Origin of the sequence: Moraxella sp. K127 (assembly GCF_015223095.1) — a bacterium.
Lineage (GTDB): Bacteria > Pseudomonadota > Gammaproteobacteria > Pseudomonadales > Moraxellaceae > Moraxella.
This window is the reverse complement of sequence record NZ_JADFBZ010000068.1, coordinates 1-12,525: the sequence shown is the minus strand read 5'-3', so window position 1 is coordinate 12,525 and position 12,525 is coordinate 1. Positions and strand designations below refer to the sequence as shown.

Annotated in this window: 16 protein-coding genes; 2 read left to right on the top strand and 14 right to left on the bottom strand. The window is 39.7% G+C overall.

Annotated features, from left to right (window positions below; genetic code table 11):
• Positions 1 to 29: 29 nt before the first annotated feature.
• The 6 genes from glmU to ribE all read right to left on the bottom strand — a co-directional run bounded on the left by glmU (position 30) and on the right by ribE (position 5,098).
• The gene (gene glmU, locus IM753_RS11935; protein WP_065255325.1) at positions 30 to 1,385 is read right to left on the bottom strand and encodes a bifunctional UDP-N-acetylglucosamine diphosphorylase/glucosamine-1-phosphate N-acetyltransferase GlmU; all 1,356 of its coding nucleotides are present in this window, start codon (positions 1,383 to 1,385) and stop codon (positions 30 to 32) included.
• A gap of 131 nt (positions 1,386 to 1,516) precedes the next feature.
• Positions 1,517 to 2,122: a phosphatidylglycerophosphatase A gene (locus IM753_RS11930; protein ID WP_194109370.1), complete on the bottom strand. Its 606-nt coding sequence runs from the start codon at positions 2,120 to 2,122 to the stop codon at positions 1,517 to 1,519.
• Positions 2,123 to 2,135: 13 nt separating this feature from the next.
• On the bottom strand, positions 2,136 to 2,840 hold the full coding sequence (locus tag IM753_RS11925; RefSeq protein WP_062500474.1) for a hypothetical protein: 705 nt from the start codon (positions 2,838 to 2,840) through the stop codon (positions 2,136 to 2,138).
• A 31-nt stretch (positions 2,841 to 2,871) separates the two neighbouring features.
• Positions 2,872 to 3,849 carry a thiamine-phosphate kinase gene (gene thiL, locus IM753_RS11920; protein WP_194109369.1) on the bottom strand — a complete coding sequence of 326 codons (978 nt, stop codon included), beginning with the start codon at positions 3,847 to 3,849 and terminating at the stop codon, positions 2,872 to 2,874.
• Positions 3,850 to 3,902: 53 nt separating this feature from the next.
• Positions 3,903 to 4,460, bottom strand: coding sequence for a transcription antitermination factor NusB (gene nusB, locus IM753_RS11915; protein WP_065255327.1), 558 nt, complete (start codon positions 4,458 to 4,460; stop codon positions 3,903 to 3,905).
• A gap of 143 nt (positions 4,461 to 4,603) precedes the next feature.
• Complete coding sequence (gene ribE, locus IM753_RS11910; RefSeq protein ID WP_029103191.1) at positions 4,604 to 5,098, bottom strand: 6,7-dimethyl-8-ribityllumazine synthase; 495 nt, start codon at positions 5,096 to 5,098, stop codon at positions 4,604 to 4,606.
• 112 nt (positions 5,099 to 5,210) lie between these two features.
• Here ribE and IM753_RS11905 point away from each other — a divergent pair, with 112 nt between their 5' ends.
• Positions 5,211 to 5,834 carry a DedA family protein gene (locus IM753_RS11905; protein ID WP_065255328.1) on the top strand — a complete coding sequence of 208 codons (624 nt, stop codon included), beginning with the start codon at positions 5,211 to 5,213 and terminating at the stop codon, positions 5,832 to 5,834.
• 76 nt (positions 5,835 to 5,910) lie between these two features.
• On the opposite strand, the gene dapD is transcribed toward IM753_RS11905, so the two are convergent.
• The 6 genes from dapD to IM753_RS11875 form a co-directional block, all read right to left on the bottom strand.
• A complete protein-coding gene (gene dapD / locus IM753_RS11900; RefSeq protein ID WP_065255329.1) occupies positions 5,911 to 6,729 on the bottom strand; it encodes a 2,3,4,5-tetrahydropyridine-2,6-dicarboxylate N-succinyltransferase in 819 nt (272 codons plus the stop codon).
• Between the two features lie 56 nt (positions 6,730 to 6,785).
• Entirely contained in the window at positions 6,786 to 7,748 is a 963-nt protein-coding gene (locus IM753_RS11895) for an alpha/beta fold hydrolase (RefSeq protein ID WP_065255330.1), read from the bottom strand.
• 274 nt (positions 7,749 to 8,022) lie between these two features.
• Positions 8,023 to 8,454 (bottom strand): hypothetical protein, encoded by a 432-nt coding sequence (locus IM753_RS11890; RefSeq protein WP_065255332.1) that lies wholly within the window; start codon positions 8,452 to 8,454, stop codon positions 8,023 to 8,025.
• Positions 8,455 to 8,594: 140 nt separating this feature from the next.
• Positions 8,595 to 8,834, bottom strand: coding sequence for a hypothetical protein (locus IM753_RS11885; protein WP_194092754.1), 240 nt, complete (start codon positions 8,832 to 8,834; stop codon positions 8,595 to 8,597).
• A gap of 252 nt (positions 8,835 to 9,086) precedes the next feature.
• On the bottom strand, positions 9,087 to 9,374 hold the full coding sequence (locus tag IM753_RS11880; protein WP_065255335.1) for a hypothetical protein: 288 nt from the start codon (positions 9,372 to 9,374) through the stop codon (positions 9,087 to 9,089).
• 743 nt (positions 9,375 to 10,117) lie between these two features.
• Positions 10,118 to 10,360: a hypothetical protein gene (locus IM753_RS11875; protein WP_065255337.1), complete on the bottom strand. Its 243-nt coding sequence runs from the start codon at positions 10,358 to 10,360 to the stop codon at positions 10,118 to 10,120.
• A 127-nt stretch (positions 10,361 to 10,487) separates the two neighbouring features.
• Here IM753_RS11875 and IM753_RS11870 point away from each other — a divergent pair, with 127 nt between their 5' ends.
• Positions 10,488 to 10,691, top strand: a complete 204-nt coding sequence (locus IM753_RS11870; protein ID WP_194109368.1) for a hypothetical protein — start codon at positions 10,488 to 10,490, stop codon at positions 10,689 to 10,691.
• Between the two features lie 624 nt (positions 10,692 to 11,315).
• Here the strand turns inward: IM753_RS11870 and IM753_RS11865 are convergent.
• A complete protein-coding gene (locus tag IM753_RS11865) occupies positions 11,316 to 11,663 on the bottom strand; it encodes a hypothetical protein (protein WP_065255340.1) in 348 nt (115 codons plus the stop codon).
• Between the two features lie 336 nt (positions 11,664 to 11,999).
• Entirely contained in the window at positions 12,000 to 12,413 is a 414-nt protein-coding gene (locus IM753_RS11860) for a hypothetical protein (protein WP_156065001.1), read from the bottom strand.
• Between the last annotated feature and the right edge of the window lie 112 nt (positions 12,414 to 12,525).

Below are 12,525 nucleotides of genomic sequence, written 5' to 3'. Positions count from 1 at the left end.
TCTCTGAGCCGTGTTTTTTATCATAAATTTTATTTTTTCTCTTTTTCAGGTCTGACCCAATTTTCAATGGTAACTTGCTTGCCACGAGCGACCACTAATTTATTTTCCGCACAATCTTTGGTAATTACCGACCCTGCCCCAATCGTGGCATTTGCCCCAATCTTGACAGGGGCAACCAGTACCGCATTTGAACCAACTCGCACTTCATCGCCGATGACGGTTTTAAATTTATTCACGCCGTCATAGTTAGCGGTAATGGTTCCTGCTCCGATGTTGGTTTTTTGCCCAATGGTGCTATCGCCCAAATATGCCAGATGATTGGCTTTTGCCCCTGTTGCCATTTGCGTGTTTTTAAGCTCCACAAAGTTGCCAATATGCACATCATCAGCCGTTACCGCCTTTGGACGCAATCTGGCAAAAGGTCCGATTTGGTTATTTTCGCCAACGGTTGCATGATCAAACATACTATATGGAGCAACGACTGTGCCACTTGCAATGGTTGTGTTTTTAATCACACAGCCTGCACCGATTTGCACATTATCGCCAATTTGACAATCGCCTTCAAAAATCACATTGATATCAATCTGCACATCTTTCCCCACCGTCAGCGTACCACGCAAATCAAAACGGCTTGGGTCAATGATATGCACGCCTTGTTTCATCAACAGCTCGGCTTGATGTTGTTGCCAAGTGCGTTCTAATTGGGCAAGTTGTACACGGTCATTCACCCCTTCAATTTCAAACTGGAATGTGGGCGATACCGTATCAATATCAATGCCGTCATCAACCGCCATTTTGACAATATCGGTCAGATAATATTCGCCTTGTGCATTGTCATTATTTAGATTTTTTAAATATTTATGTAAAATTTCATTAGCAACACAATACACACCGCTATTAATTTCTTGAATCTCTTTTTGAGCGTCTGTGGCGTCTTTTTCTTCCACAATGGCAACCACTTGGCTATTTTTGCGAATAATTCGCCCAAGTCCAAACGGATTATCCAGATTCATGGTCAGCATGGCAAATGGGCTTTGGCTATTTACCAGCTTTTGTAAGGTATCCACGCCAATCAAAGGCACATCGCCTGATAAAATCAGACTTTTACCGTCCGTTGGCAACACCGGCAACGTCATGGCAACAGCATGACCTGTACCCAATTGCTCGGCTTGCTCCACCCATTCAATCGTTTCATGAGCAAATGCGTCCTTGACCTTTTGCCCTTCAAACCCATAGATCACGATATTTTTTTGGCTATTTACCTGTTTGGCGGTTGCCAAGACGTGTGCCAATAAGGGCTTGCCTGCTAAGGGTTGCAAGACTTTGGGGTTGGCGGACTTCATGCGAGTGCCTTTGCCACCTGCTAGAATGATGATGTTTAACATGGTAAATCCTTACTAAAATAGGTAAAATTATTATAACATGGAATGTGGAAAAACATAAAGTCAGATAAATTTATACAACCGCTTGAAATGCCATTTATCAATAATATACTCAAATTAATCTTGGTGGTAATTCATAAAATCACAACCACAAATACCACCGCCGACATCACCCCTGCCAATATGTCATCAATCAATATCCCAAATCCGCCAGAGACATTTTTATCCACCCATTTGATGGGAAAAGGTTTGATAATATCAAAAAAGCGAAATAAAATAAATGGAATAATCAAATAACCCCAAACATCAATAAAATAATCGCTTGTTATATCATACATTTTAAAACCATAATAATGTTCTATGATTGCTCCAAAATCATAGAATTTATCGTAGGAAATCGGCAATAACGCAATCCACATTCCTACCCATTCATCAAAGACGATATGCGGGTCATCGTGGGTGTTCATCAAATCAGACGTTTTGCCACAAATATAACTGCCAATCAGACAACCAATAATGGTAATTATTAAAAACCCCCAAACCCCCAATAAAAGCATGGGTAAGGCAATAATAACTCCGCCTACCGTCCCCCAAGTGCCAGCAGCTTTTTTGGACAGACCAGAACCCAAGCCAATCCCCAGCCAATATACGCATTTTTCAAAGGTGGTGGCGGTGGTCGGGCAGGGCGGACAAGGGTTTGATTTACGAATGTCGGGTTTGTGGTTGGTGGCTTGGCTCATTCTATGGTCTTATTTATTGAGTTTTGATATGATAAAGTATTTCGCTCAAACGAGAACCCACATCATCAATATCATCAATTTGGCTTAATTTTTGAATGGGTGCTTTGGACAAAGTATGCCAAGTTGTTTTAAAATTTGGCACATCATTTTCTTGGTTAGTATTCATATTTTCTTGATGGCGGAATTTGTGTGTTAAAAAATTAACACTGTGCGTATATTCAATATAAGGACCATGATTAGATGATAAATCATAGCCAATCAAATAAAAGTCTTTATCATTATCAATGGTGCGATAATCAAAAAGATATTGCCAACTACCATATCGTCCATGACCGTAATAAAAGATAAGTTTATTCCCTTCGGCTTCAATCTCCAATTCTGGGGCAAAATATACGCCACCATCTTCATTTTCGGACGCAAATAATGCTTTATTTTCCAAAACTTTTTGGTAGCCTTGATTGGTTTTAAATAAAATAACAATCCCACGCCGATTTCTATCCACCATATCGCCAGAGTATGTTTTTTCCCATGCTGATTTTTTAGTGTCTTTGATGAGTAACACGCAATCTTTTTTGCCGTCTTTATTAAAATCAGCTTGGCAATGTGTTTCGGTTAATTTAAATCCCTTGGGGATAAATTTTTGAAAAGATTGATTATTGGCAAATGCTTGATTGCATAAACCACAAGATAATAAAACCACCAAAATAAATTTATTCATGATTAACGCCTTTTTAATTAACAAGCATTCATCAAAAATGCTCCCACCCTTTTACCAATAAATCCACTTGTTTTTTATCATGTAAAAACACCAATCCCTTATCCGCCACAATTTGCCCAATCGGATAAATAGCCATATCAGGATTTTGGGTTTTAAATAAATCAAGTTTAGCAGAAGGCATGGTAAAGCACAACTGATAATCATCGCCCCCATTGATTTGATGTTGCCATTTTTGGGCGTGGGGCAAGGCATCGAGCAGGGCATGGCTTGGTATGGCATCAAGGTCAATCACCGCCCCCACACCACTTGCCGTCAAAATATGCCCCAAATCCTGCCCCAAGCCGTCCGAGATGTCAATCATGCTAGTTGCAAAGCCGATAAGTCGCTCCCCAAGTGCCACCTGTGGGGCAGGGTATTGCATGGCTTGGCGTAGGTCGTGGGGCAGACTGTCTGGCGGTCGGTTGGCGTGTCCGTCTGCGTTCAAATCGTCCAAAATCCCATGCAAGGCAAGGCTTGCAAGCCCCACCGTGCCACTTACGCACACCATATCGCCCACGCACGCCCCTTGCCGTGTGATTGCTTGGCTTGACGGAACAAAACCCAAAGCCGTAACCGAAATCGCCAAAATGGGCGAGCCTGTGGTATCGCCCCCAATCAGCTCTACCCCAAACGGTGTGCAAGCCGCCGCCAAACCCTCTGCAAACGCTTGACAAAAATCATCATTCGCCATGGCTTTTGGTAAAGACAATCCCACCAAAATGGCGTAAGGTGCTGCCCCCATGCTGGCAAGGTCGGACAGATTGACCGCCACCGACTTGTAGGCAATGGCGTGCGGGTCGGTCTCATGAACAAAATGCCGTCCTGCCACGAGCGTATCCACACAGCTGACAAGCTGGCTATTTGGCGGAATGTGGCTTACCGCACAATCATCGCCAATGCCCAAAACGGTATTGGCATGGCGTGTGGTGGCGTGTTTAAAATGGGTGTAGATTAGGGAAAATTCGGACATGCGTCAATCCGTTTGATGGTTTTAAAAAAGGGCAGAATTATCCGCCCTTTTCATTATTCACTTTCTTTTTTGGCTTTTTTCTCAGCTTTGTTGGCTTGATATTCCAATTCTCGCACGTCTTTGGCATATCTATCCAAAATGGCATTGATAAATTTATGAGCATCAGTTGCCCCAAAATGGGTATTTAATTGCATGGCTTCATCAAGCACCACTTTATAGGGAATATGCAAGCTGTATTTTAATTCATACGCCCCAATCAGCAATATCGCTCGCTCAATCATATCAAGGCGGTCAAAACTGCGGTCAAGATAACGAGCGATATCCACAATCAGCTCGCCTGCTTTCATCGGAATCTCACGCATCAGCTCATGATAATAGCCCAAATGCACGGTGTGCATGGCGTTTTCGCTACGAGTGCGAGCGACAATGGTATGTGGCTCATTACCGCCTAATAAATCACGGCTTTGGGTGGCAAAACGATAATCGGTCATCAGCCATTCGTACAAACCCTGCACGGCAAAACGGCGAGCCTTGCGAATGGCGGTGTAGCTGGTTTTGTAGCCAGTTTCGTTGATGTCAAATTGGTCGTTTTGGGGGTTGGGTGTGGTCATATTTAGCCTTAAAATAATACTGCATTAAAATCATCTTTTAATGGGAAAATAAAAAAATGGGGCATTGTTTTATGATTTGGGGCAAGTTGCAATTTGCCCCGACATTTTTAATGTAAAACAATGCCAAATTGATATGATAGAGATTATAAAGCCTTTAACACGCTGACCATTTCAATGGCGGTCATACCTGCTTCATAGCCTTTGTTGCCTGCTTTGGTGCCAGCACGTTCAATGGTTTGCTCGATGTTTTCGGTCGTCAAAATGCCATTAATCACAGGAATGTCATGATGTAGAGCCACGTGCGATAAGCCTTTGGCAGACTCGCTTGCCACGATGTCAAAATGCGGTGTCGCCCCACGGATAATCGCCCCAAGCACGACAATGGCATCATAGTTGCCCGTTACCGCCATGCGTTTGGCGGTCAAGGGTAGCTCAAATGCCCCCGGTACACGCACCACCGTGATGTTCTCGCCAAGCACGCCATGACGTAGCAGAGCATCTAACGCCCCTTCTACCAAACTTTCAACCAAAAAACCATTAAACCGCCCTACCGCAATCCCAATACGCAGATTGGCATTGTCATGCAAGGCACCGTCAATGTGGGTTACGGCATTTTTTTGTTCGGTAAATGTGGTCATAAGGCTCTCATCATAAATAAAGGGTTGGTTGTCCATTATATCAAATTTACCTTTGCCAACAAAGTATTTTTTCTGTTATGATAAGACCTTTTTTTAAAGATTGGGAGTATTCATGGATAGCATGAGTGCGTGGATTTTGGCGATTATGGATAGGCTTGGGCTGGCAGGGGTTACGCTGATGATGTTTTTGGAAAACGTCTTTCCGCCCATACCGAGCGAGCTTATCATGCCAATGGCGGGATTTTCGGCAGGTCAAGGCAACATGAACATCATTGCTGTCATCATCGCAGGGACGGCAGGGTCGGTGCTTGGGGCGTTGCCACTGTACTATCTAGGGACGGTGTTTGATGAAAAACGCCTGTACACTCTGACCGAAAAGTACGGCAAATACCTACTCATCAAGCCGTCCGACATCACCAATGCGACCCATTGGTTTAACAAACACGGCAAGGCGGTGGTATTTTTTGGGCGAATGATACCCGCCATTCGCTCGCTCATCTCTATCCCTGCCGGCATGAACCGTATGCCGATGTTGCCGTTTTTGGTGCTGACGACATTAGGTTCTGCCATTTGGACGACTCTGTTGGCGTATGCCGGCTATGTGCTTGGGGCGAACTATGAACAAGTGGCAGAGTTTATCGCTCCCATTAGTAAAGGCGTGGTGGTCGTGGCGGGGCTTGTCTTGGCGGTCGTGATGTTTTTGCGGATTAGGAGTGTGTTTTTTGATAAACCCTAAAAACACCGCCAATACAAAAACAAACCCCAAACATCTTCTTGGGGTTTGTTTTAAAAAGACGGTCGTGCTATTTAAATCACTCAGTACGCAATAAGTCATTTAGGCTGGTCTTGGCACGAGTTTGAGCATCTACTTTTTTAACGATAATGGCGGCGTATAGGCTGTATTTTCCGCATGGACTTGGCAAGTTACCTGGTACAACAACCGAACCTGCTGGCACACGTCCGTAGTGAATCTCGCCTGTTTCACGGTCGTAGATTTTGGTGGATTGACCGATATACACACCCATAGAGATGACCGAGCCTTCTTCGACAATCACGCCTTCCACGATTTCAGAGCGAGCACCAATAAAGCAGTTATCTTCGATAATGGTGGGGTTTGCTTGTAGGGGTTCTAGCACGCCACCGATACCCACACCGCCTGATAGGTGGACGTTTTTACCGATTTGGGCACATGAGCCAACGGTCGCCCAAGTATCCACCATCGTCCCTTCGTCCACATACGCACCGATGTTGGTATAAGACGGCATGAGCACCACGTTTTTGGCGATGAATGAGCCTTTACGAGCCACGGCAGGGGGAACGACACGCACGCCAGCGTTTTTGAAATCTTCTTCTATCCAATCGGTAAATTTGGTGTCCACTTTGTCAAAAAAGCGTAAATCGCAAGACTCAATCGGCTTGTTGTCATTGATTTTAAAGGACAGCAGTACCGCTTTTTTGACCCATTGATGAACCACCCATTCGCCGTCAATTTTTTCGGCAACACGAAGTGAACCATTATCCAAGCCTGCAAGCACTTCTTCAACGGCAGAACGCACATCAGCAGGGCAGTCGCTCGCCCCAAAGTTGGCACGGTTGTCAAAGGCGGTTTCAATGATGTTTTGTAAAGACATAACAATTTCCTAAGTGAAGTAAATAACGCTTTATTCTAGCATAATTTAAGCTGATTTTATTGAGATTTTTGATTGTTTTTATCAATGATATGATTTTTTATCCACCCCAAAATATCCCCATACACCCTATCTTTATCCGTCTCATGCAGTGGCTCGTGTCGCATATTGGGATATAGGTGCGTGCGGACGTTTTGCCCTGCTTTGATGAGTTCGTTTTGTAGTTCATCAATGTCCTGCCCCATGCGTCCGACTGGGTCGTCTTTACCGCTTATGAGCAAAATGCGAAAATCTTTGGGCGTGTGGGCGTACCATGTGGGCGATGTGGCTTTTTTGATAAGGGCTTGCAAGGCGACAAAGCCATTATTGCTAAACGCAAAACCGCATAAGGGGTCGGCTTCAAAGGCTTTGATGCTATCGGTGTTTTCGGTCAGCCACGCAAAAGGCGATGCCGATATGGGCGAGCGGATTTGCGAGAGTAGATAGTGGTTTAGGAGTGTGGCAAAGCGGACGTTGGGGCGTTTTGGATTCACATAATTCATCACCCCAAGTGTGGTTAGGGCAAAGCGGTTGATAAGCCCAAAGCTGTTGCCCGTCCCCATGATAATCGCCCCGTCAAAGCTCGTGGCGTGGTGGGTCAACACCGTCCGCACGATAAATGACCCCATAGAATGTCCCATGATGTAATGGGGGGTGGGGCGGTCGGTCAGCGTGCGTGCCTTGTCTTTTAATTTGTCCGCCATGATGACCACGTCTTTGCACAGGGCTTGGACGGGGTGTTTTTCATCAATAAAACCAAGCTCGTATTTGTCCTTGACCGTCTGCCCATGCCCAAGCTGGTCGTAAGTGGCGACCAAAATACCATGATTGGCTAAAAACTGAGCAAAATCAGCATATCGTCCACTATGCTCACTCATACCATGCACGATAAGCAAGGTGGCGTTGATGTCGCCTTTGGGGATAAAAAAAGTATGGTGTAGGCGGTGAATGCCGTTTGATGAGAGAATGGTTTTAAATTTCATAAGTGCATACAATTGTTTTTTTTATTATACAAAATTTTTGCCATTCTGCCAATTAAAATTGGTTTATCAAAACTGGTGAATTTGCCAGAGTTGGGCAGTTATGCCCCTGTTGGGGCTAGTACCGATGAGTTTGCAAATAAAATCGCCGATGAACTGTCAGACCCCACCAAGACCGAATTTTATAAACCTTTTTGGTTAGGGTGGGGTTTATGTAAAAAAACATAAAAAATTAATTTATATAAATTATATAGTTATAAAGAATTGTATTATTATACTATATTTCCATTGCATTTAGTATCCATGCAAAAATATATAACATACCACCAAGTAACAAAAAATGAATTTGTGTTTCTGGCTTAACAATATAGTACTGAGTAGGTTTTCTAGGGTTTATATACAATGTTATATATTCTATTCTTTGTAAGAAATTTTCTCTTTGTCTATGTGTTGTTGTGTTTATATTTTTATGAAAAATTAATTTTTCATTAATCTCATGACCTTTGTATACAAGATTAAAACTAACACAAGGCTCAAAAAACTCCATAACCCCCGATTTTAGCGTTAATCTTTCAGTTAATACAATTTCTTTTGTCAAATCATAGATATCTATTCTCTCCCATAATAACATACTAAGTATATTTTGAATAATGTAAGATTTTAATGAATAGATACAAAAGATTGTTGCTATGATAATAATAATTAGCATATATCAAAAGCCTATGGTTTTCTACGACTCAGCAAGTAATATACCACCTATGGTTTGGGTAAATCGTGCTACAACAAAATATTTTCCTAAAACATCATCTAAAACACTAATTGCACCTTTCAACTCATTGGAGTATTGTGCTATTTGAAGTAGCTTTGAGGAAAAATCTGCAACATATGAAAAGAATTGTAATAATATACCCAATGCATTATATAAAGCAGCCCACCCCCCCCATTATTACCCCCATCAATTAAATAAGCCCCACTCCCAGTCTGTGGGTCAATGATAATATAACCAGAGCCTTTCCAGCCCTTATAGTTAATCGTCTTTTCAAGTGCCATAGTACGACCCACCGCCACATTATCACGGATATCCGTCATCACACCGCTAGATAGGCTAAGTTTTGGGATAATCTGACTATAACACATAAAGTTCATTATTAAACAGGATATATATTTGCTAAAGTAGCTAATGTTATAAACCAAATAAATACTAACATTATACAAACATAAGGATTGCTTTTGTATCTAGTTCTATTAATGTCTAATGCTATAAGCAATAATGCTGATGGAATGATATAAATCCAGTCTAAATTGGTTAGGACGTTACCAAATATATGCCAGTCCAAGACATTACCTCCAATTGTTATAGATGATAGCAACCCCCTGACTTTGGATAAAGCCTTTTAACTCATTGTTATCATTATCACGACTTACCGCTTGATACATTAATTGGTCAATATCCATCATCATGCCCTTAAAACTTCCCCCGAAAATAATACCATAGCGTTTATTTGGGTGAATATAAGTCGCAAAGCTACCATACGCCATAAAGGGGGATTTTAACACATTGCCATGTTGTTTAGCAATCACATCTTGGGCTTGGTTAATTGCAAAATAGCTTTGTACGCCAGCTTGCATCATCGCCCTTTTTACTGGCTATTTCATATATTTACGCATATTAGATTTCCAGATAATAGGCATAACAACTGCTGAAATAATTGTTATGATAAATAGCTTCATTAATCCTTCAATTTTATATTGAATAAATGCCTGATTGTACATTTCCAACGCCAAATAGAAAGACAATATGCCACAAAACGAATAAATGAGATTGGTAAAATGAAAATAATATTTAATCTTTAAGCTCTGATGATAATCCTTATATTTCAGTAAAATAAAATACGAAACTATTAATGAAGAAATAATTAGTAAGATATAATCCAAATTGTTTATATTGTTCATGGCATTTCTCTACAAGATAAATTGTTTACAGCTCCTGATACAGCTCAGCAAAAGTATCACCTAAGAAGAAAGCTATAAATGCTCCAATTGCACCACCGTCAATGAGATAAGCCCCTGAGCCAGTCTGTGGGTCAATAATGATATAACCAGAGCCTTTCCAACCTTGATTATAAATATTATTTTATCAATTTACAATAACTATCAATCAAATGCTAGACCCCACCAAATCCGATTTTTATAAGCCTTTTTTGGAAGTGGTGGGGTTTAAATTAGTCTAGTCATATCTTACTGTGTTGTTTGGTGGTGATAGTATCTTGGGCTTGGTTAATGGCAAAGTAGCTTTGTACGCCAGCTTGCATCATCGTCCTTATCAAATCCAGATTGAATTAGTCTGAGTAGGAAAAAAGTTAGATTCCGATTCATAATTTAGTTTTATAAAATTGTATAATACCTAGAAAAAAAGAGATTAAAATAGTAAAAACTCCAGCCTTACTTAACTTACCATTTTTCATATTTTGCAACATTATTAGAATAATTCCAAAAACAAACAGTAATATTATATGAGTAATCCCAAAAACTAATCCTAATACCACGGATATACCCCATAGAAGAGCTTCTATCCAAAAACCTTTTCTGATACTTGTTTCACCGTAATTTTTCATTGAATTACCCTTCTTTGCAGACTCTAGTATTAACTACGTTAGATACTAACTGTGAATTAACGTATCCTACAGTGAACATACTAAGTAGAACTACTAGAGCGGGAGCAGCAAATAAAACCAACTCCCTATGATAACTAAAGTTAAAACTGTCATACCTATTAAAGTAATTTCAGATAATAAGGTTGATTTGCAGTTAGATGCTAACTTAATTACTCCAAGTAGAAATGAAGTTGCAAAAAATGCTCTAGCTAAGCTTCCTAAAAATGCAGAAGGCGTTCCAGAAATGATTGCTAGTAGGCTTTTGAAAGCATTTCCCCAACCAAGAAATTGAAAAACTTTTTGTAATCCAGTTAGCAGAGTTATGTCCCCACCATTAAACCTACCACTAATCATATAAGCATCCATACCAGTTGTTGTATCAGTAATGATATAACCAAAGCATTTCAAACCTTGATTATAAATATTATTTTATTAATTTGTAATAACTATATCAATCAAATGCTAGACCCCACCAAATCCGATTTTTATAAGCCTTTTTTGGAAGTGGTGGGGTTTAAAATTTATTAAGGTTATTCAAAATTATTAATATGTGTTTGTATGGCTAACCCTAATTCAGCGAGTTTTTTTATGGTTTTATTATCCAAATTTATTAACTCATATTCATTAGAATCGTTATCGTAAATAATATAAAGACTAGACCAATTTTTAAATAAATGTGAAATTTCGCTAATTTTATTAAATTCTAATAAATAGTTATAAATTAGATCATTTAGACTATACATGTTTGTATATAAATTGAAATCTATATCTAATTTATGAGTTTTACAAATATAGATTTCTTTGTTCCGTGAAAGCCGAATAGTTGAAAAATTTCTTAATGAATTCATGTCAATTTTTTGTAAATTGACATAGTCATCAACTGATAGTAATACTGATATCTCAATAAATCTTATCATTAATTATTTTCCCATGATACAACTGGATTTTGCCATCTTTCGTAGCTAGGGATATATGTTGCCCCAGATTTATTGCAGGTTCCTGCTGGTGAAGCAAAAACAATTGCACCATCTTTGCATGCACATATATCAAAATGTGAAACAGGACTTAAACCATACTCTTCCTTGTATTGATGTTCGAAGCCAAATACATCAATTGTCTTTAGATGAAATTTACTAGCCTTTGGGCATTGAATTTTTGCTTCGCATTCTTCATTATTTGCTGCTAGTGCTGTAGAAGGTATTAAACTTGCAAGAAAACTTGCTACTAAAACAGCAACTGGAGTACCTGTACCTACTGTACCCACTTCAATACTACTAACAGATACAAATATAGCAACTCCAATACCAATAGCAATAGATGTATTAATAATAATCTCTTTATTACAAGTCAGAAATGTGTTTGTTTAATTTATTAATAACTCAAAAGCATTTTTTTGTTAATGCTAAAGATTTACTAGACTCACACTCTGCATCTATTTTAATTTTCTTGCTAAAAAAAGTATTAGTATTGATAATATAGGGTATATAAGGAAAAAGTAAGAGTGTGCACCCATACCTGTATACATGCAATAGAGCATAATAATTGTTACAATAAGTAGTAATAAAAATTTAACATTTGTTGTCATAGTATACAAACCTTATTAAAAGCAAGAACCTATTCCGAGAAGCCCAGAACCTGTACCTATTGCACCCCCAAGAGCTCCAGAATACAAAACTTTACTTAAAAACAGTGAATCGAGAACTGCTGTTGTTCCCACTCCAGCACTAATACCAGCACCTAAGCAGATTAATCCTGTATGGTTCTTATCATCATTAATTAAAATTAAACCAACTAAAATAGTTAACATAATAACAACTGGGGCTAATACCATCGTTAGCTCTGCAATTGCAGCACCGCTAATTCCTACAAACAGCTTACTTTGTATTCCTATTAAAATCGTCTGTATAAGAACACCTATCATTAAACCAACAACAAAAGCAAACCCCCCCATTCGCCACACCATCAATGAGATAATCCCCCGTTCCATTAGTTGGGTCAATAATAATATAACCAAAGCCTTTCCAACCTTGATTATAAATATTATTTTATCAATTTACAATAACTATCAATCAAAGATGTGTGGCACGCACTCCATGAAACCAAAAACATAAAAAAGGGCGAAAATA